We start from the raw sequence: 25,866 nt of genomic DNA, 5'->3' as shown, positions 1-25,866 counted from the left end.
TAAAATTGAGTGACAAGTGTAACTAGATTACCAGCGAAGCTGAACCAATACCGGCGTTAATCTTTGCTTGAAGAAGTTAACCTTAGTCAGCCAGCGTTGCCATAGTTTCCAGCGACCACAATCGCGATCAAGCGGAGAATAGGTTTTCGCCCAGCGTGCCCAAGGTAAATAGCCTAACATAGCATCGCCCGGTGCGCTGTACCCGTGAGCATATTGCCCCGCGCCCATTTTCTGCCCTAGCTTGGAATGACTGAGATCGCCCGCTAATACAACGCAAGCTCGTGCTGAGTCAAAGTGGCAACCTAGCGCTTGAATGAATTTGGCCACTTGTTGCTGACTGCAATCAAGCAAAGCGTGTTCACACACTATCATCACGGGTGTTTTTTCTGGAATAGGTAGTTGTTCTAACCAGCTGACATCATCAACGCTACCGCATACATGGTGATAACGTTCACTGCTGTGAAACAGCTTTTGACGCCATAACAAGTTTTCCGTCACGTCAAGCTCTAGCCAGTTACAACGGCCGTTATCTACCCGGTAAAAACGCGTATCTAACCCAGCACCGACATTAACAATCCAACCATCTGGGTTACGTTTGATAAAAGCGCATACCTGTTGGTCACACAACTGAGTGAGCGTGGCATGAAGAAGCTGTTTCTGGTCGATATCACCAGAGAGGCACTCAGGTGCTAGATGGCAGCGCTGACAGGCACGCGCTGCAATCGGATCGTAAACTAAGCCATTATCAACTAAGCTTTCTCGACTACGAAGCCACAACGGTTGCAATAAATTAGCAGGGATTTGATATCGATGTTTAGCTGATGTGTGATCGACGGCCATTATCATCTTCCTTCCGTAGCCAGAAACTATATGATAATGAATATCAATTACAAAATCAACAAGTGAGAATAAATCTCAAACAAATCGGATTACATCCAGTCAGTATTACGAATAATACCTACCGCTAAACCTTCAATCGCTAAGTGCTGACTGGTTAAGTCGACTTTGATCGGCTCAAACTCTTCGTTCTCAGCGTGAAGCAGTACTGTCGAACCTTTACGCTCTAGACGTTTAACGGTGACGTCATCGTCAACACGTGCAACCACTACCTGACCATCACGTACATCTTGAGTTTTGTGTACCGCGAGCAAGTCACCATCCATAATACCAATGTCTTTCATACTTTCGCCATTGACGCGTAATAAGAAATCAGCTTGAGGCTTAAACATGCCTGGATCAACTTGGTAGTGTGTTTCTACATGCTCTTGAGCAAGAATGGGCTCACCAGCTGCGACTTGACCAATTAGAGGTAGCCCTTCGTCGTCATTAGCCGCATCTTCAAGCAGAATACGGATACCACGAGAGGCACCAGGAATAATTTCAATCGCTTGCTTACGTGCGAGCGCTTTGAGATGTTCTTCAGCAGCATTTGCGGAGCGGAAACCAAGATCGCGTGCAATTTCTGCACGTGTCGGTGGCATACCGGTATCATCTATTTTGCTTTTGATCAGATCAAAAACTTGTTGTTGGCGGGGCGTTAACGGCTTCATAAGTCACCTGTCTTTTTATACAGTTAACTGTGAGTATATCCAGTATTTGTTCAAATGAAAAGCCAATTGCTTGTTTTTTAGCGAGTTAGAAATTTCACCCTCACCACTATTACAAAACGAGAATGTCTAACCAGACATACCCCGTTAATAACATAGTGACCATTACCGCCGCAGAGCCGATATCCTTTGCACGCCCAGAAAGCTCGTGATGATCTGTTCCCACTCGGTCAACCACAGCTTCAATCGCACTATTAAATAGCTCTGCGATCAATACCAGTACCACTGTGGCAATCAATAGAATCCTTTCCCACTGAGTCTCCCCTATAAAACAGGCGGCAGGTATCATGATGGCAGCGAGTAAGATCTCTTCTTGAAAAGCAGGTTCATGTTTAAACGTAGCCTTTAGGCCTTGGTATGAGTAGCGTGTGGCGTTTTTGAGCCGTTTCAATCCATGGAGCGTTTTGTGAGGCAAATTAATTTCTCTTTAATAATTATCTCGATAGCTGAATAAGTAGAAAATTGACGTTTTCATAATCAATAATCAGTAAAAGGTTCGACCAGTTTCTGTTATCCTTGCCGGCTATAAAAATACACGCTTGGCTGCGTTTCCACTCTTACGGTTAGAGAAATGGAAATGTGCTTATGCAAACCATCTATTTTTGAGGCTAAGAACCTTATGTCTTCTGGACGAATGTTATCGCGAACCTTACTAAAACTGCCAATGTCAGTGTTAGTCAAAGGGACTACAATTCCTTCAAATCCTATTGAAGATCATAGTATTGATATAAACAAGCCCATTATTTACGCTCTGCCATATCGCTCGGCTGTTGATCTAATTGCATTGCAAAAGCAGGTTATGGATCTCGGATTACCCGACCCACTACAACCGGTCGAAATCAACGGCAAAGAATTTAACCGCTATGTATTCACCTCCGCTCGTCAGACGGTAATGGATAGCGATCAAGACATACCTAGCACATCGGTGACTCTTTTTTCTGATCTACTTGAACTGCACAAGTTTGATTCAGAACTTGATGTTCAAATGATTCCCGCGACTGTACTTTGGGGGCGCAAACCAGGTAAAGAATCACAGCAAAAACCTTACCTACAATCTCTAAACGGCCCACAAAAAGCTAAAGCAGTTTTGCTATCTGGTCGTGATTGTTTAGTCCGTATTAGCCCAGTTGTTTCTCTGCGCTATATGGCAGACTCACATGGTACAGATGCTTCGATTGCCCACAAATTAGCAAGAGTAGCTCGTATCCACTTCTCTCGTCAGAAGCTTGCCGCTTCAGGTCCGAATTTGCCTAGCCGTCAGGCACTATTTAATCGACTGATGAAGTCTAAAGCGATTGAAAAAGTCATCATGGATGAGGCGAACTCGAAAGACATTCCGATCGAGAAAGTGCGTAAAGAAGCTCATGCGATCATGGATGAGATCGCCGCAGACTTCTCTTACTCCTTAATAAAAAATGGCGAACGCCTGCTGGGCTGGTTGTGGAACCGTATTTATCAAGGTTTGAACATCAACAACGCGGCAACAGTACGTAGACTGGCGCAAGATGGTCACGAGATAGTATACGTGCCTTGTCATCGTAGCCATATGGACTACTTGCTGCTTTCTTACGTACTTTACCGCGAAGGAATGGTTCCTCCACACATTGCTGCGGGTATCAACCTTAACTTCTTTCCTGCGGGTCCTCTTTTCCGTCGTGGCGGCGCGTTCTTTATTCGTCGCAGCTTTAAAGGTAACAAGCTCTACTCAACCATCTTTCGTGAATACCTAGCTGAGCTTTTCGCCAAAGGTTATTCGGTGGAATACTTCAGTGAAGGTGGGCGCTCGCGTACAGGTCGCCTGCTACAGGCTAAAACAGGTATGTTGGCCATGACTGTCCAAGCCATGCTGCGTGGTTTGAACCGCCCTGTAACGCTAGTGCCCGTTTATATCGGCTATGAGCATGTCATGGAAGTCAGTACCTATGCCAAAGAACTGCGCGGTAAACGTAAAGAGAAAGAGAATGCAGGTCTGGTCCTACGTACGATTCGCAAACTGCGTAATTTTGGCCAAGGCTATGTTAACTTTGGTGAACCGATTCCACTTAACCAGTACCTGAACGAACACGCTCCACAGTGGACTAAAGACATCGACCCAATGGGTGCTACCAAGCCACAATGGTTAAACCCAGTGGTCAACGGACTGGCCACTAAGATGATGACGCATATTAATGATGCTACAGCGACCAACGCACTGACACTCTGTGCTACGGCACTGCTCGCATCTCGCCAAAGAGCGTTGTCGCGTGATAGCTTGGTCAATCAGATCGATTGTTATTTGTCGATCCTAAAGAATGTGCCTTACTCTTCAACCTACACGGTTCCTGAAGATGATGCACAAGCGTTAGTCAAACATGCCGAAACACTGGATAAGTTCCTTATCGAGACGGATAGCATGGGCGAAATCGTGTCACTGGATCGTAACCAATCGATTCTAATGACCTACTATCGCAACAACATCATTCATTTATTGGCTCTGCCATCGTTAATTGCCCAGATGCTAGTTCGTCATCAACAATTATCTTTAGGGCAGATCAAACAGAATGTGGCGCTTGTCTACCCGTTCCTCAAACAGGAACTGTTCTTAAGTATTGAAGAAGAGAAACTGGGCGATCTAACTGAGGCTTATATCGAAGAGATTGCTCACCAAGGCTTAGTAACCATAGATAGTGAGCAAAACGTCGCAATGAATCAGGCTAATAACCAAGTATTGGTTCTGCTTGGTCGTACGATCACTGAAACACTGCAACGTTATGCGATTGCCCTTAATTTATTGGTAGCAAACCCTGAGCTCGGAAAGTCAGATTTAGAACTAAAGAGCCAAGATATCGCGCAGCGCTTAGGCCGCTTACACGGTATCAACGCGCCAGAATTCTTCGATAAGGGCGTCTTCTCTGCGCTGTTTACCACGCTGAAACAACAGGCTTACCTAGATAGTGATGGCAACTGCGATAGCGGTAAGAGCACGGAGCTAGCCAACCTACTTTACTCGATGCTTTATCCAGAAGTACGCTTAACCATCAAAGAGAGTATTTGCCAAACAACAGAGACTAAATAATTAGTAACTAGGGTCTGTGGGTTTAAGTACAAAAAGGGCATCCAATGTGGATGCCCTTTTCTTTACCAGAAAGCGAGAAATAAGCCTACAGTGACTATCATGCCAACATAGTTATTGTTAAGAAATGCTCTAAAACACAGCTCCCGTTCACGATGACGGATCAGATGCTGCTGGAAAACAAACAGAGCTCCGGCTATCAGTAAGCTCCAGTAGTAACTCGCGCCAAGCTCAAACCAAATTCCAACGTACATTAACATCGCGAGAGTGATTAACTGAAGCACGCCAATCACCATCTTATCTAATCGGCCAAATAATATTGCCGTCGATTTGATACCAATTTTCAGGTCATCGTCTCTATCAACCATGGCATATTGCGTGTCATAAGCGATAGTCCATAAAGCATTAATGGTAAAGATAAACCATGTCATTATAGTCACTTCATTGGCCTCGGCTGCCCATGCCATAGGGATGGACCAACTAAAAGCTAAGCCAAGAAACAGTTGCGGCAGATGAGTATAGCGCTTCATAAACGGATAGATGAAGGCTAAAAACAGACCGACAAAAGAGAGCTGAATGGTTAGCGCATTCATACTCAACACCAGTAGAAATGAACTAATGGCTAAGACCAGAAACAGCCCTATCGCTTCTTTAGAGGTCACTCGTCCTGAAGGTAAGGGACGCAATTTAGTGCGTTTAACATGGCCGTCGACGTTGCGGTCGGCAAAGTCATTAATTACACATCCTGCCGCACGCATAAAAATAACGCCCAGAATAAACACCAATAGAACTTTTAGGCTCGGCATCCCCTGTGCTGCAATGATCAATGCCCATAGTGTCGGCCAAAGTAATAGCAAGGTCCCAATCGGCTTATCCATACGCATTAACTGCCAATAAGCGACTGCTTTATCTGCCGTCATCTAAACGCTCTCCTTTGCATAAATAGGGGCGGTAGGCAGAAACAGTTCTGCCACTAACATGGGTTTGTGATTCATCCACAAACGAGAGCGGCGCGCCAACAACTGCAGGCCGTCGATCTCAACAACACCGACTTGCAGCGCATCTCGCTTGACGTCATTGGCACTAAATACAGTTAATCCTAAAGGAATCTTTCCTTGTTGAGCTAAGTCATATTCTTGCCCCTGCATGGAGGAGTGAGGGATTAATGTACGACCTAGTACCCACGATTCTCCGTCTCCTTTTAAGACGACCTTACGCAACAAACATTCTTCGCGAGCCAATAGCTCTATTTCTTGCGCATTTAGCTTTTCTTCTCGAATGACCTTATTATGGAGCAAGTCGACGCTCAACGTTTGGCAGTACGACTCCAATAAACGTGATAATGAGCCCTGTTCTAACAGCCATTTTTTTGCACTTTGAGTAGGAAAGCTAAAATGATCTGGTTGTTGCCAATCGACTTGGCGAAGAGCAGATAAATAAAGCGCAGTTGGTTGATTCATACTAGTATTCAATAAATAGCCTTATCAACGTACAATAAAGCTTCAATCTTTAATGTTAACCACCACATCGTGTGCTTAACGCATTTTTATTACAAATAGATGCTCTATTGTAACAAGACTCAGGCGATTCGAGTATCGTGATTGGAAGAAAGAAAAGTTATAAATATGATTAAACGTTACCTAGCCCAAATATTTATCGCTTTGGGTATACTTGTCAGCCTGCCTGTTTTAGCCCAAGAAGAAGGCGCTCCTAAGCTCGCTTACTTTACCTTAGAGCCAGATCTGACCACAAACTTTTACACCAAAGGAAAAAAGCTTGGCTACATCCAAGTACGTATCGACATCATGGTCGCTAATGAAGCAGACCTTGGTGTTATCGAACTTCATCAGCCCTTAATTCGCGACGCAGTGATCGAGCTACTTGGCAAGCAATCTGAAGATACCATTACCTCTCTGGCGGGGCGAGAGGATCTACGCAAAACTCTGGTTGAACAACTCAATGCAACGTTGTTGCCAGAAACAGGCAAAACCATTATCGCTGATTTATTGTTTACCAAGTACTTGTATCAGTAGCTCAGTTACCCTTATTCAAACGGCGCTCCACGCGCCGTTTTTTATTACCTCTTTTTCGCTCGACCCGCATCAATCAAGCCAAACACAATACCTGATAGCAAGCCAACTAAATGCGCGGTATTCGCGATCGCCATATAAGGCTGAACAAAACCAAGTACTAACCACACCAACATAAAGCCAATAATAGGTTTGGGCATACCCAAGCCGAGCTGTGGTGCTTTATAACCCAACATCCATAAGTAACCCACTAATGCGTAAACCACACCGGATAAACCACCGAAATTTGCACCTTCAACCCAATATTGCCCCGCCCCTGATAAAGCCGCGGAAACTACAAACAGTTGCAATAATTTAGTCGAACCCAGTCTTTGCTCAATATCTCCACCTAACTGCCACCACCACAGCAAGTTAAAGGCAATGTGCATGATAGAGAAGTGCAGCACAGCATGGCTAACCCAGCGCCACAGCTGCCACTCTTGCCCAGCAAAAGCAGGAAAGTGTAGAGCAGCAAAAACACCTTCACCTGAACCTAGTTGCTGCATAGCGAAAATCACTAGACAGACCACCATAATTGACAAAGTTACAGGCCCGGCTTTCGCTTTTATCAGCGCCAGCATGCTCGGCGACTGATAATTAAACTGGTTCTTACGGCTTTCAGCCATATCCCATGACGCGGCCTGATATTTACTAGCATTGGGATCTGATAGAAACTGCTTTAGCTCTGCTTCAGTTTCTACTTGATGTTGACGATCAGTAAGCCATAAAGCAAATTGCCCTTCTCCCTCAGGCATCATCTGGATATCTATATGACGCGCAGCCATATAGTCGATAAATGCTTGTGCCATACGCGGATTATTGAGGGTGATGAGTCGGTACATAAAGCTACCCTAAGTTAGATTGTGTCGGAAGTTCAGCCCTTTGCCATGCTTCAAAGCCGCCATCAACACTATACACCTGCTCAAAGCCTTGGTTAATCAAATACTGTGCAGCACCTTGGCTACTAATACCGTGATAACACATCACAAGTACTGGCTGCTCAAACTCAACCTCTTCCATAAAAGCCACCATAGTGTCATTTGTTAAGTGGAAGGCATTTATAGCGTGAGACACCGCAAAAGATTGAGGGTCGCGAATATCAACCATTCGTGCATCTCCCTGCTGAAGAAGGTCTTGCGCATCGCCGACATCAATATGCTTAAACTGATCCATGAACTTTCTCTTTTATATTGTAATAAACAATACCCTAACAACCTCAAGGTTATAGGTGTACTAGGTATGGCTCCATTGTAACCTATCCAGTGGTTAACAAGTACACGAGGTCAGTAAGGTTATCCACCAGCGATCATAAATCCACCAACTGTGGATAAATCTGTGGATTGCGTTGATAAAGTATCTTGCTTCTTTTTGATCCACTATATGTAGTAATGATCATTATTTTATTGTGTGTAAAAGTAAAACTATCCCCATCGAAGAACTAGTCGAAATGCCTTTATCTACCCTGCTTTCTGACAGATAGCAAAGAAATTTACCACAGAGTTACCCACAGGCAAGATGAGAGAAACTCGATCCCTTTCCTAACGATTAGAGCAATAAATGATCAGCAATAAAAAAGCCGAGATCATGAGATCTCGGCTTTCGATGTTCTTGCGAAAAATCAGTGGTTAGAATTCGCCTACCGCTGCTTTTAACTTTTTCATTGCGTTCTTTTCTAGCTGACGAATTCGCTCAGCAGATACGCCATAAGTCTCAGCTAGCTCTTGAAGCGTTGACTTGTTATCGTCTAACCAACGTGAACGCACGATGTGCTGACTACGTTCATCTAAACTCTTTAGAGCTAAACTCAAACGATTATTCGTGTGTGCTTCCCAGTTTGCAGCTTCAACATTGTCTGCAACATCAGAAAACTTATCTTCTAAGTACACCATAGGGGCAGTGTATGAAGCATTTGAGTCGTCGTCATCGGTTGGCATTTCAAATGTCGCATCTTGTGCAGCCAAGCGAGATTCCATTTCACGTACTTCTGCTGGCTCAACGCCTAGCTCACGTGCCACGGTTTCGACTTCACCATTGTTAAACCAACCAAGGCGCTTTTTCGACTTACGTAAATTAAAGAATAATTTGCGCTGCGCTTTAGTGGTTGCGATTTTCACAATACGCCAATTGCGCAGTACGTACTCGTGAATCTCTGCTTTGATCCAATGAACGGCGAAAGAGACCAAACGAACACCCACTTCAGGGTTGAAACGTTTCACCGCTTTCATCAGACCAATATTACCTTCTTGAACAAGGTCAGCCATAGGTAGACCGTAACCCGAATAACCACGAGCAACGTGTACAACGAAACGCAGATGCGAAAGGATTAAACCTTTTGCAGCCTCGATTTCACCGTCGTAATGCAGACGTTCTGCAAGTCCACGCTCCTCTTCAGGAGTTAGCATTGGATAGCTGTTCACTGAACGAATATAGCTGTCTAAGCTATCTTGTGTCACTACAGCCATTGGGTATGCTTGGTTAGCCATTCAAGTCCTCATCAATCTCTGATCTGGAGTATATTTTAACCCATCAATCTTGAACCTAAAATGAACAGGTTTCAAGCAGGGGTAGGTTATTATGCATAAACAATTCGTCTATACAAGAGAAAAAGTATACGGTAGCGTCTACTTTTTTCAATAGTATGACAACAGCAAAATAATCCGGTTCAATTAAACGGGTTCAATTTCTTTAAGATGACGCTGCGCTGAAACCTTTGCTGCTAAACAGCCAAGGAAGGTACCTAGCATGATAAGTAATAAAGACTCATCCCAGCTCAGACCGACCAATCTGAAGTGACTATCATACAAAAGTGCCAATTGCTCCACGCTACTATTCAGAAGAACTGTGATTACCGCAGTTAAAACCCAAGCGGTAATCGCTCCAATTAAACCTAACCACATTCCTGAATACAAATAGGGACGAAGAATATAGCTGTTGGTTGCACCAATCAGCTTCATGGTTTGGATCTCTTCTTTGTTGGCTAACACATTAAAACGTAATGTATTGCCAACAATTAAGAACACAGAACCAAGCATCAACACTGACAAGGTAATAACGATGCCACTGACAAGGTTCTTGATCGCATCCAGTCGAGTCAACCAATCTTCATCTAAACGGACATCGGTTATTCCATCTTCCATGGCGACGCGTGCCGCCAAACGCTTAATAGCTTCTTTATCCTCTTTACTCGGTGTAATCACCAACACACCAGGTAATGCATAGTCATCCAATAAACTCAGCGCCTGTTCAAAACCCGAATATTGACTCAGGTCATCTAGACCTTGTTGCGGAGAAATGTACTCAACCTTAGCCACATCAAGTGATGTTTCCAACTCGTCTTTAAGCACCATGATTCTTGCTTCTGGTGTGTGCTCCTTTATGTAAGCACTCACTTGCGATGGGCTAGTTACGTCAGTTGATGCCGCAGAAATATTCTTTCCCAGTAGATATAAAGCAGAAGGCATAGCAAGCGCCATTGAGATGACGGCTAAAGTCAGAATATTACCGAGCGGGCGTTGCCAAAACTCAGTCAATGAAAGCCGAGCTTGCTTTAAGTGAACAGTGAAAAAGCTGTCTTTCTTCACACGGTTTTTAGCTCGGGAGGTATTGCCATTCTTGTTGCGCTTATTACTGCCCATAGTCTTCAACCTCACTCAAAAAACCTTGGTTTAGCTCTAGGTGGCGGTATTGTGGGCGAGTATTCACTAACCCGATATCATGCGTGGCTAAAAGGATTGTCACGCCCGCACGGTTAAACTCTTCAAACAACTTCAATACTCGGCTAGAAAGCTCGGGATCTAGATTGCCAGTGGGCTCGTCGGCTAAAAGGAGGGTTGGGCGATTGACGACTGCACGGGCAATGCCAACGCGCTGCTGCTCACCACCAGACAATTGGCTTGGCAAACACTTCGCTTTATCAAGTAGCCCCGTTTTATCTAACGCCGCTGATACACGGCGTTTGATTTCATTTTCTGAGATCGACTCTATTCGCATTGGTAAAGCCACGTTATCAAATACGCTTCTGTCCATCAGCAAGCGATGGTCTTGAAACACGATACCGATATTACGGCGTAAGAAAGGGATATCCTTGTTTGGAATTCGAGTGATATCGTGGTCATTAAAGCTAATCTTGCCATCGGTCGGTCGCTCTATGGCACAAATTAGTTTAAGCAGTGTGCTCTTTCCCGCGCCGGAGTGTCCGCCGAGAAAGGCCATTTCACCACGACGAAGATGAAAGTCGACCTTCTGTAAAGCTTGCCGACCACCACGATAAGCCTTACTCACTTGCTGAAATTTTATCACCCGAAATCCCTCTTACGAACTTCTATACAGTATTTATACCCTAAGTAGTTGGAGCAGTTGCTTCCAATATGACGGGCATTAATCTTCGCGGCTAAATAATGCGTCAATAAACTCTTGAGTTTCAAATGGGCGCAGGTCATCAATGCCTTCACCCACACCAATGTAACGAATTGGAATCTGGAACTGATCAGCAAGCGCGAAAATCACACCACCTTTCGCAGTGCCGTCGAGCTTAGTTAGGGTAATACCGGTGAGAGGTGCTACGTCACTAAATAGCTTGGCTTGACTGATCGCATTTTGTCCAGTGCCCGCATCTAGGGTCAGCATTATTTCATGTGGTGCAGAGTCATCTACTTTCTTCATAACGCGGACAATCTTACGCAACTCTTCCATAAGGTTTGCTTTGTTCTGTAGACGACCTGCCGTATCAGCAATCACAACATCGACACCTTTAGCTTTTGCTGATTCAATCGCATCATAGATAACCGATGCACTGTCAGCCCCAGTGTGCTGCGCTACAACAGGAACGTTGTTACGCTCGCCCCACACTTGAAGCTGCTCGACCGCCGCGGCACGGAAGGTATCCCCTGCCGCAAGCATGACTTTTTTGCCGTCAGCTTGGAATTGTTTCGCCAACTTGCCGATAGTTGTCGTTTTACCGACACCGTTTACACCAACCATAAGAATCACATAAGGCGTTTTGGCGCTGTCGATCTCTAATGGCTTCTCAACATTGGATAGAATTTCTGCCATTTCTTCTTTTAGTAATCCGTACAGAGCCTCACCATCTTTAAGAGCTTGGCGCGTTGCTTTCTCGGTTAGGTTGTCGATAATTTTTAGTGTGGTATCCATCCCCACATCGGCAATCAATAATTGCTCTTCAAGCTCTTCAAACAGCTCATCATCGATCTGCTTACCTTTAAATAAGCCAAAGAAGCCTGCACCAATATTCGCTTTGGTACGTGCCAAGCTACGCTTTAAACGTGCAAAGAAGCTTTCAGTTGGTTTTTCTTGTTCAGCCACACGAGGTTCAACAGGCTGTACCACTTCATCAACTGCTTCTGCTTCTGCTTCTGCTTCTGCTTCTGCTTCTGCTTCTGCTTCTGCTTCTGCTTCTGCTTCTGCTTCTGCTTCTGCTAGTTCAGTTTTCGGCTGCTCAACTTGTTCGTCAACAACTTGTGTCTCTTCAACGACTTCTTCTACTGGATTTTGTTGTTCTTCAGCGGGTTGCTTGGTTTGCTCTTCATCGCCGAAACCAAGCCAAGAAAGTAATCCGCGCTTCTTTTTTTCCGTCATCTGGGGCTATCCTAGAACATCTTATGTAACTCGGGTTCTTTTCCGCAGAGATTATCCTCACACGGAAAAGGAAAATGACAACAAAGTGAAAAGTTTTCACTACCCATACGATGGTATACACTTTGTCATCAACAAATTTGGGCTGTATGTTAGCGCTCACAGCAGAGCGACTGGCTATAGTATCACTTTATTAGCGGTCAAAAAATCTATGGTAAGACGTCGCCAGCAAAACACATCACAAAAAAAGCCTTCAACTGGCTTTGTTCGTATTATTAGCGGTTTATGGAGAGGACGTAAACTCCCAGTTTATGATGCCGAAGGATTAAGACCGACGACCGATCGCGTGAAAGAAACGCTATTTAACTGGCTCGCTCAGGATATCCCTCGTGCGAAATGCCTCGATTTATTCGCAGGTTCTGGAGGGTTAGGCTTTGAAGCCGCTTCACGCCAGGCTGAAATGGTCACCTTAATCGAGCTAAACCCAAACGCATTCCGTCAGTTAGAAAAAAATATCGCTTCCCTCAACACCAACAACTTGCAAGTGCATAATAGTGATGCGCTGAGTTATTTACAAAAACCAGGAACGCCGCATCATGTGGTGTTTATTGACCCGCCATTTCGTAAAGGCTTGCTGGATCAAACCATCGAACTGTTAGAGAGCAACGGTTGGTTGGCAGAGGATGCGATGATCTATGTTGAGACAGAGAAGGAACTCAACCTAGAGTGTATTCCTGCCCATTGGCACCTACATCGCGAAAAGAGTGCTGGCCAAGTGAGTTACCGCCTATTTGAAAGGCAGCCTAATCAATAAGGAAATATCGATGAAAATACTGCTTATGTTAGCCAAAGCCGGAATTGGTTTTGTATGGTTTATTCTTCTACTTAACTTTTTTGTGCCTTTTCCCGGCAAAGCAGCCATCGCGCTCTACATCATGACCGCTTTTCTGTTCATTATGCACGGTCTACAAATGGCGATTTTTATCGGTGCCTTTGGCGATAAAATAAAAATGAGCAGTTGGGAGAAGTGGTCCATTTTGGTCTTTGGCATATTTGCTTTGCTCGACATTCGTCGCAAGCATATGAGTTAACAAAAAATGCCGCTTGAATCAGCGGCATTTTTATCTGCTGAAAACCTTAGCCAAGGTAGCTCTTCACACCATCTAAGAACATCTGGGTGGAAATCATTATCAGCAGCAGCCCCATCAAACGCTCAACCGCTTTTAGTCCTCGTTCACCTAAGATACGGTGGAAGAAGTTGTAGAACATCAGAATAAAGAAGGTCACCCCCCACGCAGCCAATACCGCGGCAGATAACTCAAGCAACTTGTCAGGGTGTTGACTGGAAAGAAGTAATAGGGCTGCGAGTACAGACGGCCCTGCAATCATTGGAATGGCCATGGGGACAATGAACGGCTCTTCACCTGCCGCAAGACCTGTAATGCTACCACCACTCGGGAAGATCATCTTAATAGCAATAATGAACAGAATAATACCACCAGAAATACTCAAGGTTTCTGGCTGCACATGCAAAAAGTTCAAGATGCTCTTACCGGCAAACAGGAATAGCATCAAAATGCCAAGCGCAAAAAACAGCTCACGGATAAGAACTTTGCGCCTGCGCTTAGGATCTAGGTGCTTGAGGATAGACAAGACAATAGGAAGGTTGCCTAGCGGATCCATGATCAAAAACAGCATGGTCGCGGCGGAAAGTATGTCCATAAAAGCCTCCAGAAAATCGTGATAAGTCTAACCGCATAAAAAGTCGGCGAAGTATAGCAATCTCGTTCAACGATTTGGAGGCATTACGGCAATTTATCTAGCAAATAGAAACAGTCGTAACTCTAGCTTGATAAACTTGCTTTAGTGACTGCACACTCGCTCTGCATTGATCATCCATACGCCATCCTCAACAATCACCTTTTCGCGCTCTATAAAGAACTCAAGTAAGCTATCGAGGTTGAATCCATTACACTTACAAGTACGAAAACGCGCTTGCTCACCAAATGCTTCACTCACTGCCAGCTCTAACTCTGACTTCAACATGGGCCGCTCTCTTAGCAAGTTTAGAACGTTGTGGGCATGAATTTCAGTCGACATGAACATTCCTCAATAATGTATTTGTATTGAGGATACCGTCAAACAGGAAAGTTTCTTTGATTTTAGATAATCAGCGAAGCAGTAATCAATGAGTGCGCCAGCAAATAACTGCCGGAAATCAGATAGCGTCCTTTGTAGATAGAATGTCTGTAGTCATGTATCGCCAGTAAAGCTGCCGACAAAGTTAAGGTTATTGAACCCACAAACCCCACAGCACTCGCGATACCACCATTGATCAACCATACCTCACCTGCTGCCCAGTTAAGTTGCAGCAAGACGATTCCCATCATCACCACAGGAAAAATTAATCGATCTATCTTAGGCAGCAGTAAGAAAAAACTTACCACGCCTATCCCTAACAACATCGCAGGTAACCACCAGACGATGTCACCAGCAAGCTTGGACCAGAATGATGCACTGTAACAAAGTTGTGCGATAACAAAGCCAGTAAAACAGAGCTTAAGATGTTTTCTATAGATGTAGAGCCAGTCTGCCATCATAGAAATGATTAGGCCAAGCGATACCCACCAAACTGTCGCTCCTACAAGACCTTCTTTGCTCCAGAGCATCACCACTAGCATTAGTAGCGACATTGTTTTAAACATCGCGGCTTGTCTTATGTGATTGCTTTCATTAGCGGAAATACTGATATACCCAGACAGGGCAACTGATAGCCAGCTCCACATTCGAACACCTCAATAAAAATGAGCTGCTAGTGTAGGCAGAGCATCTTATATGTCCACCGCCAATAGGCAAAACTTGGATCTCGATAATACTTATACCTCTCTAGAGTTAGCTCACCTCAAGTCACGCTTAAAACTCGCCTCTCTGTCATGTAAATAGTCAATTGCTCTATTACTCTCTGATGCAGGGTTAAACCATTACCAGCAATCCAAACAGCCAAAAACACACCCTTTAAGCTCAAAAACAACAACACAAAAACAATAAACCATAAATAACAGCAAGTTATGAAAACCAAACTATAACGAACGGTGTCTCATTATGCATTTTTATCGTTAAATCATCCGCTTATTGGCAAACGTCTTACTCTGCCCATTGTCAATCAACGACAAAATACAGTCATAAAATTGTAAATTGACACACAACCCAAACTGAAGAATCAAACCACCCAAAACATACAAAAAACCCTACAGTAACAACTTGAAAACATGCAAAAAACCTTTAAAAACAACCATATAAAAACTCACACAGTGATAAGCGTCTAGTTTTCACGCAAACAGCCAACGATAAAAAATAAGAATAGTCACGACAAAATCGCCTAATCAGCCAAGAAAAGTTAGATTTTTAAGGCTTATCCATTAAATAACTTGATCTAACCACTAAAATACTGCTATTCTTTAAAACATATCGTAAAACATCAATTTAAAGGAGCAGTGCCATGATTTCTTCTTCACAAAAACAAGGACTTGTAATGATCGCAGTCGTCGTTGGTTTAATGACACTGCCGATGATGTACTAAGAAAAGTAGACATAAATAAAAAGGGACGCAATTGCGTCCCTTTTTATTTTCTGGCGATTGAACGTACATTTATCAGCTAAAAGTTAGCCACTTGGTTAAACAAGTGCCACTTATAATAACTGCCGTTTTTACGGTGTAAGCTATAAATGTTTGGATAAGATGTCCCAATGCGCATAATAAAACAGTAATGCCGCCAAAGTTATAAGCGTCATCAACGTAATTGCGGCTCTCCAAATGAATCGGCTACTTCTTGGCGTAAGTTCTTTTTCACATTCATCGCATACGCTGAGAAAGTCCCTACGACTGTCGAGCTTAAAATCATCTTCGTGAACCACCTTGTTACGGATGGTCGCGATATATCTCAGCTTATCAATCACATCATGAGGCAAGCGCTCTTCGCAACTGGTGATAAGCTGGTGCATTCCCTTACCGTCAGCATGATATTGCGTTCGGAGGAGTTTCTCGATTCTACGTGTTCGAGTGACCACTTTTTCAATATCAGACATAGTTTCCCTCCATCGCTATTAAGTTTAGGGGCTGTTTGATCTTTCTTCTATCTACTGTCCCACTTTTTATGCAAGTTTTAAGTAAATTTGTGTAAAAGAATCAATAGCTAAACAGAAACCCGTTTCCCTTACGCACCTCAGGGTGTGATATGCCTCGAATATTCTTATGCTATTGTTCACTTTGTTTCTACAGCAAGAGCCGTGCCCAACACATAATATGGATTCTCGATAATATATAGAGGAGACGATTGAAAAAGAGACCCCATCATGTCGCTACCATTGCTATTTACCTTTGTCGTGATTTTCGCTCTAGCGAGCGGCTGGGCATTCGTTCATTTCTATCGTAAACACATCCAAGGTGAAAATGCTCCTGAGCAAAGCGCAGAAGTGACCGTTCTTGATAAACAATCGATCGCTGTCGAGGATGCCAAGCTAGGAGAAGAAGACCAAGAGTATTGGATTTATGTCCAGAAAGGTCGTATTGGGCCAAAGCGTGAGTTTCAGGTAGGCATCCACTATTTCCACGCTCTAAACCCAGGCGATCAAGGTACTTTAACCTACCAAGGAGACAAGTTTCTTCACTTCGCGATGAAACACTAAGGTAGTAACCAGCGCGTACGAGAAGATTGAGAAAGCAACCAACTTAAAGCCAATGCCCCTGCACCGCTTAACACTATCCATAGCGGAATGACCCAAGCCGGATGGCCTTGATGCCAGCCAAGCTCTTTCATTGGCCAGAGAAAAATCGGATGCAGAATATAGATACCTAAGCTGTTTTTGCTGATAAATCCAATCACCTGATTAGACTTTTGTGAAAGCCCTTCGCCAAAGTAACGACAAAGCATAAAAATCATACTCGCGGCCAGTACGACATTAAGAGTCTTGTACGAGAGCCATCGACCAACGGTATATTCATCTACAGCCAGACTATCAGTAATCACTGTATAGCCAGTGGCAAACAATGCCGTTAATCCAAGCACAGTAAATAATGCAACATAAACCTTGGTCAAAGGCACTCTCTGATAAAGTAAATAGCCTAGTGGTAGATAGCCACTGTACAACCACAGCTCATAATTCCAAGGCCCGTCGATTCTCAATAGAAACAGCAAAGTGGTCGCTAACCAAACAGCGACAAACGCGTACAGCGCACTGTCACCATATTGCCTAACCACCACCTGAAAAAACGGAATAACAAAATAGAGCGGAATAAAATAATAGAAGAACCCCAAGTGGTAATAAGTGGCATGGGTAGCGCTGTCTGCCAAAACCTGCTTCACTTGGGCGGCATCAAAGCCACTCAGACTCCAACCTGACAGATACGCATAGAACAGTGACCATATTAAAAAGGGAACGAGGACCTTACCCAAACGCCTTCTGACATAATATTTACCATCGAAGGAGCGTGTATCACTGAGCATCAAAGCGCCTGTAATAAGGATAAATACTGGCACCGCCCAACGGCTGACGCTATTCACGCCGACAGCAGTAGCCCACTCACCAAAAGGGATCTGCCCAAGTTCGTGGCGGTACGGAGCAAGAACGTGAATTGCAATCACCGCAACCGCAGCTACGCATCGCAGTAAGTCAAAAAACAGAACTCTTTCTCTCATGCCACTCCCCTTGTACTAATAACCTATTGAATATAGCAATAAAAAAGCTGACCTAAGTATTACCTTGGTCAGCTTTTAGTCATGAAACAGTCGGTAATTGCTATGCGGTTGCCACTTGTTTAATCTTAGGTAGCTTAATCGAAATGACGGTCGTCAAAGCAAGGAAAGCAAAAGAGACCCATAAGCACGCAGCTAAACCGGCCATCTGGAACACAAACCCTGAAAGAATAGTACCAATCAAACGCCCCATCGCATTAGCCATATAGTAGAAACCGACATCAAGCGATACACCATCGCCTTTTGCATAGCTGACGATCAGATAAGAGTGCAGCGAAGAGTTGACGGCAAAAATAGCACCGAAAACCATCAAGCCTCCAACAATCACTAATTGTGGCTGCCAGCCAATTTGCACCGCATAAGCGATACCAGCAGTGACAATAGCTAACCCCCCCACCCACAGCGTGGCTGCATAACCATCTGGTACTTTGCCTTGCGCTTTACCTGTGATTTTAGGAGCAATACCTTGGACGAAGCCATAACCAATTGTCCACACGGCAAGAAAACCTCCCACCCATGAGTGATCCCAGCCGAACACACTACCTAAGTAAATTGGCAGTGCTATCACAAACCATACATCACGAGCACCGAATAGAAACAGCCGTGCTGCCGAGAGGATGTTAATTGATTCTGACTTAGAGAATATCTGCTTAAATTTGGGCTTAGTTTTCGCTTTACCTAAATCAGCTTCTAAGCTCAACACGCTGCCGATAAACACTAACGTCAGCACCCCAGCCATAGTCAACACTGCATATTTGAATCCAATGGTGGAAAGCAGAAGGCCGCCGACAAAGAAGCCTGCACCTTTAAGAGCATTCTTAGAACCCGTTAAGATCGCTATCCATTTGTACAACGCACCCTGCTGCTCATCCGGAACTAAGGTTTTGATTGAGCTCTTGGCGCTCATCTTGTTGAGATCTTTAGCGATACCAGACAGGGCTTGAGCGGCCATAACCCAAGGTATAGTCAGCCAAGCATGTGGCACTGCTAACATGGTCAACGCCACGATCTGCATTCCCAAACCGAGGTTCATGGTCTTATTGAGACCCAACCTCGCGCCAAGCCAGCCACCAATCAGGTTGGTGACTACGCCAAAAAACTCATAGAAAAGGAACAGTGAAGCGATCTCTAGCGAGCTATAACCTAAGTCATAGAAATACAGCACCACCAGCATACGTAGCGCACCATCCGTGATGGTGAAATTCCAGTAGTTGAATGTCACCAACATATACTGACGGACATTTTTGCTGAGATTGGAGAACATAAGGTGAAACCCTCTCAATTGTGCAGCGAATAGAGCTTTTGGACACCTATGATCCAAAAGCTCTCGACCCAACTATTTGGCCGCTACTGCGGTGATGTACTCAAGTTGGACTGGCTTAGTGAAAGCACCTGGGCGCAGCGCTTGAACTTCACGCACAATATCTTCCAATTTCCACAGCTTCTCTAGCAATAGGTGAGCCGCAAAAAGCCCCGTACGACCTGAGCCGCCCATACAGTGCATGGCTACTTTACCGCCGTTATCAACGATTTTGTGTAGCTCCGGGCTAGCGGCTTGCCACTTAGCGGCAAACTCAGCACCTGGAGCGCAATCATCTTCAATCTCAATTTGGAACCACTGCATACCAAGTTGCTGTGCTTTAGCCCCAAGCTCAGAGACATCTTTACTTGCAAGCTCTGCATCGTCTAAAGCGGTCACAATCGCTTCTACGCCTTGCTCTTTTAACTGCGCAAGAGAAGCCTCTAGTTCAACGCCTTTAGTACCAGGACAAGGAGTAAGTACTAACGCACCATTTTCAACATCGAGTTGCCAGGTTGGATGTGTCATCGTCATCAATCTCTTAAAATTTTTATAAAACCAATAGTCAAAATAACTGGAGTGGCCGCTTCAGTATGAGGAGTATTATGCCAGGCCAACTTTACGCACTAACTCAGCCGTACGTGTCGCATAACCCATCTCGTTGTCGTACCAAGCATAGATTTTCACCATACGCTTACCAACCAACATGGTAGATAATGCGTCTACAATCGTAGAGCGTTGGTCACCTTTGTAGTCAATCGACACCAGTGGACGCTCTTCAAAACCTAGAATGCCCTTCAGCTCACCTTGTGATGCTTCTTTAAGTAACGCGTTCACCTCTTCTGCGGTGGTATCTTGCTTCACTTCAAAGATAATGTCGGTAAGAGAAGCGTTCGCCAGAGGTACACGTACAGCATGGCCGTTAATGCGATTTTCGAGTTCTGGGAAAATCTCAACAATCGCTTTCGCACTGCCCGTCGTGGTTGGAATTAAGCTCATACCGCAAGCACGCGCACGACGCAGATCTTTATGCGGCGCATCAAGAATGGTTTGTGTGTTAGTTAAATCATGAATGGTAGTGAACGAAGCGTTCTCAATACCTAGCTTCTCATTGATGACTTTAACCACCGGAGCGATACAGTTAGTTGTACAAGAGGCAGCAGTTACAATCTGGTGGACTGATGGGTCAAAAATCTCGTCATTTACGCCAACAACGATGTTCGCAATGCCTTGTTCTTTGACTGGTGCCGAAACAACAACACGTTTAACACCTTGAGCAAGATACTTGTTTAGGAATGAAGTTTTACGATGCACACCTGTCGCTTCAATCACTACATCACAGCCAGACCAGTCAATCGCATCGATCTCTTTCTCTTGCGTAGTCTTGATAACCTGACCATTGATTAGGATTTGATTGCCTTCGGCTTTGACTTCGTGATGCCAGCGGCCTTGCACTGAATCGAACTCTAGCAGATGTGCAAGCGTCGCAGTATCACCTGCTACATCATTAATCTGGACAAATTCTAGCTCTTGCCAATCAAAAGCCGCGCGAAGCGCTAAACGTCCGATACGACCGAAACCGTTAATACCTACTTTAATTGCCATAACTCTATCTCTTTTATTTCTTAATTACTGACAGCAAACAGGTCGAGCCTGAATTGCATGAAGTCGTTCAATATCTTGTTGGTACTCTGTTTTAAGGCAGTTAGAAGCAACAAGATCATCAATCAATTTTTTCATCCATCCCGGTAAATCAGCAGCTAAACGGTAGAACACCCATTGCCCCTGACGGACATCAACCAAAATGCCATTCGAGCGTAGCTGAGCCAGATGACGAGAAATTTTCGGTTGGCTCTCTTGTAGTGCTTCGGTCAATTCACCCACACACAAACACTCTTCGCGCATAATCAACATCAGGCAGCGAACACGAGTTTCATCAGACAACAACTTAAAGAATTGGTGAGGTAACATAGAACATACTCATATATGGATATGCGTATATGTTTATTTAAAAATGAGCTTAGATCAAGCCTGACATATGCATTGTCATAAAAGCTTAATAAATAAACTAAACGATGGTGTTGAGATCTTGGCTCCAGCGCTGAGCCTGAGAAATACGTGGCATAACTTCATTAAGTGATAGGTTAAGCTGCTCACACGCTGCTTCCATCCCCTGCCAATCGGCGCTTTCGTAGCACTCTTCCAGTCTGAGAAGGTCGCCAAAAGGGCCTTGCCTCTCTAACAAAGCGACCTTGATTGCCGCCGCTAAAGGGAGTTGCTCCACTAGGTCTTTAAGGGACATATCCAACATGGAGTCCAGCAGAGACAGTAAGCCAATCAGGAAAGCTTGTTCGCGGAATTGGTTGAAAGGATTGTCATTTGCCATCAGCAAGAAAAACTGGGCTCGCTGCAAACATAAGGTATAGATTTCTTTCGGCTTGTTAGCGGAAACGAACGAGGCAACCGCTAAAGAAACGAAGATTTTAAGCTTATCTTGACCAAGGTAGACCAAAGCCTGACGGAAAGAAGAGATAGGGACTTCGATACGGTTCGACATGGTATTAACAAAGCGCAGCAGTTTATACGACAGTGCCACATCACGAGCGACGATTCGCTCGACCTTTTCAAAATCGACCTCCGACTGGCACACTTCTTTGAACAGCTCCATCGCTATAGCGTGCTGAGGGCTGACATAACGTTGTCGGACAATTTGTGGCTTGCTGAAAAAGTAACCCTGAAAAAAACTAAAACCCGCGGATCGCGTCGCAAGAAACTCTTCCTCTGTTTCGACTCGCTCTGCGAGAAACTTACGTTTGATTCCCTTAGCTAAACGCTCCTTAACCAGAGCACAAGACTCTTCAAGCCCGGTCGCCATAATATCGATTTTGACTATTTGCACATACGGAAGAAACCGTTCCCACTCCGGCTTATAAACAAAATCATCCAGTGCAATTAAGTAACCACTGGCATGAATCTGCTTGATCGCTGCAAACAACTCATCATCTGGCGTACAGGTTTCCAGCACCTCAACGACGATTTGATCCTTAGGCAAAGAAAGGGGTAATAAACGTACTAAACTAGTGTGAGGAAAATTGATAAAACAGCGTGATGTTGCCAAGGCTGGATTGGTGCCTATGGATAGAAAATTTTCAACAATCAGGCGGTATGTCGCCCGATTAGATTCAACATGAGCAGGGTACGCGTTGTTTTCACCGTCGCGAAACAGCAACTCATACCCTAGAGTTTGTCGCTTGGCATTGAGTATAGGCTGGCGAGCCACATAGGTGTCTCTCATCCGATTAGGCATGATAGCTGACTACGCTTTTGCTGCCGCTAATAGAGCCCCACAGCCCATAAACATAGAGCCAAAGACTTTATTAATGCGCGACATGATCTTATCAGAGCGAATAAAGCGCCCCATTTGCGCCGCCAAGCTGGTATAGCCCAACATCACGCACGCGTCGATCGTCACAGTTGTCACACCCAATACCATAAGTTGGGTTAGTTGATCTTTAGTTGGGTCTATAAACTGTGGAAACAAAGCAACTAAAAACACAATAGACTTAGGGTTAGTCAGGTTGATCAGTACTGCTTTACGCATCAAACTCCTGCTCGATAGGTGCTGAGTCGCTTCCGTGGCTGCTAAGCTAGAGTGATCGCGCCACTTTTGAATACCTAACCAAACCAAGTAAGCGGCACCCACCCATTTGATTATACTAAAGGCGAACGCAGACTGAGCCACCAACGCACCAATGCCAGCACCAACCAACATAATATGGATAGTTAGACCAATCTGAAGCCCTGCAATTGCCGCCAGCGAACGACGAGTACCATAGCTCAAACCGTTACTAATTGAGTTCACCGTGCCAGACCCCGGCGCTAAACTAAAAACAATCGCGGTGACCACATAAGCAAGCCAAACGTGCATATCCATAGTATTTCCTCTCGACTAAATGCAGCTAGAGACACATAATCTAACTTTGTCGCAAAAATGAAACCGTAATCAGGCGCTTAACAACCATGAATGATTCAAGCTTCAACATTACTCCTTCTTATACTCAAGAGTCCAATTTTGAGCAAGCAATCAATAACAATATTGCTAAATTATGGGAGTCTAGAGAAGAAGGTTATATAAAATCGTTCGATAAAACCGCGCTGTACTGGATTAAGCTCACTTCCCCAGAGCACAACAAAGCCATTGTCGTTGTCAATGGGCGTATTGAGTGCACCATAAAATACCAAGAGCTATTTTACGACCTATTCCACCAAGGTTACGATATTTATTCTTACGACCATCGTGGCCAAGGTTTGTCTGACCGCCTAATTGAAGACAAGCAGATGGGCTATGTTGAAGAATTCGATGACTACGTCAAAGACTTCGACAAGCTGCTGCATCATTTCAGCTTAGACATGTATCAGAAGCGCTATTTATTGGGCCACTCAATGGGGGGGAACATCGCAACTCGTTATCTGCAAACCTATGACTACCCATTTGATGCAGTTTCGCTCAGTGCGCCTATGTACGGCGTGGATTTACCTTGGCATTTAAAGCCGATTGCGACAATTCTAGGCCAAATATTAACCGCTATTTATCCCAAACCCACATTCGCTCCAGGCCAGATGGCTTATTTCCCCAAACCATTTGACGGTAACTTACTAAGTCAAAGCGATGTGCGCTATCACTGGTTTCGTGATCTCTATGATCAACAACCTGAGCTTAAAATTGGTGGTGCAAGCACGCGTTGGGTGTGGCAAGGATTGATGGCCTGTAAGCAGTGCTATTTAATGACTCGCCACCTAAAGGCCCCTTTATTGGTCATGCAAGCGAGTGAGGACCAAATCGTGTCAAATCAAGCTCAAATACGTTTTATGAAAAAACTTGCTCGCACCAATACCCAATGCGCATTTAAGATCGTTCACGGTGCAAAGCACGAGCTACTGTTTGAAAAAGATGAACTTCGCAACCAAGCCCTCGATACCACATTGACCTTTTTCGAACAGCACTAAAATAGGAAATACCATAGGGTGATCTTTACCCTCTTTTTCCCCTTTATGTTCAAGTAAACTTACCCTCTCAACCCTAATGGGTAACTAACGCTGTACATACGAGGGTGATATGACCAAAACACGTAAAGATACTCCTTTTCACATTGTAGCCTCTGACCTTGATGGCACTTTACTCGCACCGAACCACCAACTGAGCGAGTTTTCTAAACAAACTCTCAAAGCGCTACACGAAAAAGGTTTCACATTTATCTTTGCGACTGGGCGTCACCACGTTGATGTGGCAGGTATTCGCGAAATCGCCGGAATTCCAGCTTATATGATCACCTCTAACGGTGCCCGTGTTCATGACCAAAACGATCAACTGATGTACAGCAACAATGTCCCACAAGAGCTAGTCCAGCCAGTGATCGATGTGATCAGCGAAGATCCAAGCATTTTTATCCACATGTATCAAAACGAAGATTGGTTACTCGATCGAGAGGATGAAATGCTGGCTAAATTCCACAGCGAGTCTGGCTTTAGCTATAAGCGCTTCAACGCTTCTAAAGCACCTAGCGATGGTATCGCAAAAATCTTTTTTACCCATCCAGATCAAGATCACGATCACCTAGTCACATTTGAAAATAAACTGCGTGAAAAATTTGGCGATAAGCTAAATATCGCTTTCTCTACCCCTTGGTGCCTAGAAGTCATGGCTGCAGAAGTATCAAAAGGCCATGCACTTGAAGCAGTAGCAAAATCGTTAGACTTGAACTTAGAAAACTGTATTGCTTTTGGTGATGGAATGAATGACGCCGAGATGTTAGAAATGGCCGGCAAGGGTTTAGTGATGGGAACGTCGCACCATAAGGTCAAAGCGGCACTACCAAATAACGAAATGATCGGCAGTAATGCCGATGACGCAGTAGCTCACTATCTGCACGATAATCTTTTTTAGATAGCGGCTATCGCAATCAATTCAATACAGGCTGCATTACGCAGCCTGTTTTGTTATCGCAGTTACCTTTGGCTAGGTAGTTTTTCTTTATCTAAAATCGCAGCCCACTCTTGCTCGGTGACTGGCATGATTGACAGCCGATTACCCCTTTTCACCAGCGGCATATTTTCTAGTTCTGGCATTGTTTTCAGTACTGTCAGTGGGATCAAACGATCTGTCTTACGCACGAACTCGATATCAACCATAAACCAGCGTGGATTGTCTGGTGTTGATTTCGGGTCGTAATAATCACTTTCAGGATCAAACGAAAAATGGTCGGGGTATGACTCCTTCACCACCTTCGCAATCCCTGCCACTCCGACTTTCTTACAAGATGAGTGATAGATCAGCACCAAATCACCGAGTTTGACTTGATCACGCATCATGTTACGTGCCTGATAATTACGTACTCCTTCCCAGCATGAGGTATTTTGTGTTCGGAGTGTGTCAATAGAAAAGGTGTCTGGTTCAGTTTTGAATAGCCAATATGCCATAATAGGCTCCGCCAGT

The 25,866-nt window shown here is 44.5% G+C and carries 30 protein-coding genes; 7 read left to right on the top strand and 23 right to left on the bottom strand.

The window, feature by feature from the left end:
* Window positions 1-27: 27 nt before the first annotated feature.
* From ZX61_RS14340 to ZX61_RS14330, 3 genes are all read right to left on the bottom strand, one after another.
* Window positions 28-840 carry a class I SAM-dependent methyltransferase gene (locus ZX61_RS14340; RefSeq protein ID WP_049845310.1) on the bottom strand — a complete coding sequence of 271 codons (813 nt, stop codon included), beginning with the start codon at window positions 838-840 and terminating at the stop codon, window positions 28-30.
* A gap of 89 nt (window positions 841-929) precedes the next feature.
* Complete coding sequence (lexA, locus tag ZX61_RS14335) at window positions 930-1,550, bottom strand: transcriptional repressor LexA (RefSeq protein WP_049845309.1); 621 nt, start codon at window positions 1,548-1,550, stop codon at window positions 930-932.
* A gap of 109 nt (window positions 1,551-1,659) precedes the next feature.
* Entirely contained in the window at window positions 1,660-2,022 is a 363-nt protein-coding gene (locus ZX61_RS14330) for a diacylglycerol kinase (protein ID WP_049845308.1), read from the bottom strand.
* Between the two features lie 204 nt (window positions 2,023-2,226).
* Here ZX61_RS14330 and plsB point away from each other — a divergent pair, with 204 nt between their 5' ends.
* Window positions 2,227-4,662, top strand: a complete 2,436-nt coding sequence (plsB, locus tag ZX61_RS14325) for a glycerol-3-phosphate 1-O-acyltransferase PlsB (protein WP_200904248.1) — start codon at window positions 2,227-2,229, stop codon at window positions 4,660-4,662.
* A 62-nt stretch (window positions 4,663-4,724) separates the two neighbouring features.
* Here plsB and ubiA read toward each other — a convergent pair whose 3' ends face one another.
* A complete protein-coding gene (ubiA, locus tag ZX61_RS14320; RefSeq protein ID WP_049845306.1) occupies window positions 4,725-5,579 on the bottom strand; it encodes a 4-hydroxybenzoate octaprenyltransferase in 855 nt (284 codons plus the stop codon).
* Complete coding sequence (locus tag ZX61_RS14315) at window positions 5,580-6,119, bottom strand: chorismate lyase (RefSeq protein ID WP_049845305.1); 540 nt, start codon at window positions 6,117-6,119, stop codon at window positions 5,580-5,582. It abuts the gene before it with no gap.
* A gap of 165 nt (window positions 6,120-6,284) precedes the next feature.
* On the opposite strand from ZX61_RS14315, the gene ZX61_RS14310 reads away from it, so the two are divergent.
* Window positions 6,285-6,692, top strand: a complete 408-nt coding sequence (locus ZX61_RS14310; protein ID WP_049845304.1) for a flagellar basal body-associated protein FliL — start codon at window positions 6,285-6,287, stop codon at window positions 6,690-6,692.
* A 44-nt stretch (window positions 6,693-6,736) separates the two neighbouring features.
* Here the strand turns inward: ZX61_RS14310 and glpG are convergent, their stop codons facing one another.
* The 6 genes from glpG to ftsY form a co-directional block, all read right to left on the bottom strand.
* Entirely contained in the window at window positions 6,737-7,570 is an 834-nt protein-coding gene (gene glpG / locus ZX61_RS14305; RefSeq protein WP_049845303.1) for a rhomboid family intramembrane serine protease GlpG, read from the bottom strand.
* A gap of 4 nt (window positions 7,571-7,574) precedes the next feature.
* The gene (glpE, locus tag ZX61_RS14300; protein WP_049845302.1) at window positions 7,575-7,901 is read right to left on the bottom strand and encodes a thiosulfate sulfurtransferase GlpE; all 327 of its coding nucleotides are present in this window, start codon (window positions 7,899-7,901) and stop codon (window positions 7,575-7,577) included.
* A 452-nt stretch (window positions 7,902-8,353) separates the two neighbouring features.
* The gene (gene rpoH / locus ZX61_RS14295; RefSeq protein WP_049845301.1) at window positions 8,354-9,211 is read right to left on the bottom strand and encodes an RNA polymerase sigma factor RpoH; all 858 of its coding nucleotides are present in this window, start codon (window positions 9,209-9,211) and stop codon (window positions 8,354-8,356) included.
* A 183-nt stretch (window positions 9,212-9,394) separates the two neighbouring features.
* The gene (ftsX, locus tag ZX61_RS14290; RefSeq protein WP_049845300.1) at window positions 9,395-10,363 is read right to left on the bottom strand and encodes a permease-like cell division protein FtsX; all 969 of its coding nucleotides are present in this window, start codon (window positions 10,361-10,363) and stop codon (window positions 9,395-9,397) included.
* Window positions 10,353-11,027 carry a cell division ATP-binding protein FtsE gene (ftsE, locus tag ZX61_RS14285; RefSeq protein ID WP_049845299.1) on the bottom strand — a complete coding sequence of 225 codons (675 nt, stop codon included), beginning with the start codon at window positions 11,025-11,027 and terminating at the stop codon, window positions 10,353-10,355. Before ftsE ends, ftsX begins: the two co-directional genes overlap by 11 nt.
* Window positions 11,028-11,105: 78 nt before the next feature.
* Entirely contained in the window at window positions 11,106-12,323 is a 1,218-nt protein-coding gene (gene ftsY / locus ZX61_RS14280) for a signal recognition particle-docking protein FtsY (protein ID WP_049845298.1), read from the bottom strand.
* Window positions 12,324-12,531: 208 nt separating this feature from the next.
* Between ftsY and rsmD the strand changes: the two genes are divergently transcribed.
* Complete coding sequence (rsmD, locus tag ZX61_RS14275) at window positions 12,532-13,134, top strand: 16S rRNA (guanine(966)-N(2))-methyltransferase RsmD (RefSeq protein ID WP_049845343.1); 603 nt, start codon at window positions 12,532-12,534, stop codon at window positions 13,132-13,134.
* A 10-nt stretch (window positions 13,135-13,144) separates the two neighbouring features.
* Entirely contained in the window at window positions 13,145-13,411 is a 267-nt protein-coding gene (locus ZX61_RS14270; RefSeq protein WP_049845297.1) for a DUF1145 domain-containing protein, read from the top strand.
* 46 nt (window positions 13,412-13,457) lie between these two features.
* On the opposite strand, the gene ZX61_RS14265 is transcribed toward ZX61_RS14270, so the two are convergent.
* The 4 genes from ZX61_RS14265 to ZX61_RS14250 form a co-directional block, all read right to left on the bottom strand.
* The gene (locus ZX61_RS14265) at window positions 13,458-14,042 is read right to left on the bottom strand and encodes a YhgN family NAAT transporter (RefSeq protein WP_049845296.1); all 585 of its coding nucleotides are present in this window, start codon (window positions 14,040-14,042) and stop codon (window positions 13,458-13,460) included.
* Window positions 14,043-14,183: 141 nt separating this feature from the next.
* On the bottom strand, window positions 14,184-14,420 hold the full coding sequence (locus ZX61_RS14260; protein WP_049845295.1) for a YecH family metal-binding protein: 237 nt from the start codon (window positions 14,418-14,420) through the stop codon (window positions 14,184-14,186).
* A 62-nt stretch (window positions 14,421-14,482) separates the two neighbouring features.
* Complete coding sequence (locus ZX61_RS14255) at window positions 14,483-15,106, bottom strand: lysoplasmalogenase (protein WP_049845294.1); 624 nt, start codon at window positions 15,104-15,106, stop codon at window positions 14,483-14,485.
* Window positions 15,107-16,040: 934 nt separating this feature from the next.
* Complete coding sequence (locus tag ZX61_RS14250; RefSeq protein ID WP_049845293.1) at window positions 16,041-16,406, bottom strand: hypothetical protein; 366 nt, start codon at window positions 16,404-16,406, stop codon at window positions 16,041-16,043.
* Window positions 16,407-16,673: 267 nt separating this feature from the next.
* Here ZX61_RS14250 and ZX61_RS14245 point away from each other — a divergent pair, with 267 nt between their 5' ends.
* Window positions 16,674-17,006 (top strand): DUF2500 domain-containing protein, encoded by a 333-nt coding sequence (locus ZX61_RS14245; protein WP_049845292.1) that lies wholly within the window; start codon window positions 16,674-16,676, stop codon window positions 17,004-17,006.
* Here ZX61_RS14245 and ZX61_RS14240 read toward each other — a convergent pair.
* The 7 genes from ZX61_RS14240 to rhtB form a co-directional block, all read right to left on the bottom strand.
* A complete protein-coding gene (locus tag ZX61_RS14240) occupies window positions 17,003-18,016 on the bottom strand; it encodes an acyltransferase (protein ID WP_049845291.1) in 1,014 nt (337 codons plus the stop codon). The genes ZX61_RS14245 and ZX61_RS14240 overlap by 4 nt on opposite strands.
* Window positions 18,017-18,116: 100 nt before the next feature.
* A complete protein-coding gene (gene arsJ / locus ZX61_RS14235) occupies window positions 18,117-19,337 on the bottom strand; it encodes an organoarsenical effux MFS transporter ArsJ (protein ID WP_049845290.1) in 1,221 nt (406 codons plus the stop codon).
* Window positions 19,338-19,409: 72 nt separating this feature from the next.
* Window positions 19,410-19,907, bottom strand: a complete 498-nt coding sequence (locus ZX61_RS14230) for a phosphatase domain-containing putative toxin (protein ID WP_200904247.1) — start codon at window positions 19,905-19,907, stop codon at window positions 19,410-19,412.
* Window positions 19,908-19,976: 69 nt separating this feature from the next.
* Window positions 19,977-20,978 (bottom strand): ArsJ-associated glyceraldehyde-3-phosphate dehydrogenase, encoded by a 1,002-nt coding sequence (locus ZX61_RS14225; RefSeq protein ID WP_049845289.1) that lies wholly within the window; start codon window positions 20,976-20,978, stop codon window positions 19,977-19,979.
* A 24-nt stretch (window positions 20,979-21,002) separates the two neighbouring features.
* Window positions 21,003-21,344, bottom strand: a complete 342-nt coding sequence (locus ZX61_RS14220; RefSeq protein WP_004745032.1) for a metalloregulator ArsR/SmtB family transcription factor — start codon at window positions 21,342-21,344, stop codon at window positions 21,003-21,005.
* Window positions 21,345-21,441: 97 nt separating this feature from the next.
* Entirely contained in the window at window positions 21,442-22,668 is a 1,227-nt protein-coding gene (locus tag ZX61_RS14215; protein WP_049845288.1) for an EAL and HDOD domain-containing protein, read from the bottom strand.
* A 21-nt stretch (window positions 22,669-22,689) separates the two neighbouring features.
* Window positions 22,690-23,307, bottom strand: a complete 618-nt coding sequence (gene rhtB, locus ZX61_RS14210) for a homoserine/homoserine lactone efflux protein (protein WP_049845287.1) — start codon at window positions 23,305-23,307, stop codon at window positions 22,690-22,692.
* Window positions 23,308-23,393: 86 nt separating this feature from the next.
* Between rhtB and ZX61_RS14205 the strand changes: the two genes are divergently transcribed.
* Together ZX61_RS14205 and ZX61_RS14200 are read left to right on the top strand one after the other, a co-directional pair.
* Window positions 23,394-24,380 carry an alpha/beta fold hydrolase gene (locus ZX61_RS14205; protein WP_049845286.1) on the top strand — a complete coding sequence of 329 codons (987 nt, stop codon included), beginning with the start codon at window positions 23,394-23,396 and terminating at the stop codon, window positions 24,378-24,380.
* A 109-nt stretch (window positions 24,381-24,489) separates the two neighbouring features.
* Complete coding sequence (locus ZX61_RS14200; protein WP_049845285.1) at window positions 24,490-25,317, top strand: Cof-type HAD-IIB family hydrolase; 828 nt, start codon at window positions 24,490-24,492, stop codon at window positions 25,315-25,317.
* Window positions 25,318-25,379: 62 nt separating this feature from the next.
* Here ZX61_RS14200 and ZX61_RS14195 read toward each other — a convergent pair whose 3' ends face one another.
* Complete coding sequence (locus ZX61_RS14195; RefSeq protein ID WP_049845284.1) at window positions 25,380-25,850, bottom strand: EVE domain-containing protein; 471 nt, start codon at window positions 25,848-25,850, stop codon at window positions 25,380-25,382.
* Window positions 25,851-25,866 lie beyond the last annotated feature (16 nt).

The organism is Vibrio sp. VPAP30, from assembly GCF_001188205.1.
Lineage (GTDB): Bacteria > Pseudomonadota > Gammaproteobacteria > Enterobacterales > Vibrionaceae > Vibrio > Vibrio bivalvicida.
This window is presented reverse-complemented; position numbering and strand designations above follow the sequence as displayed.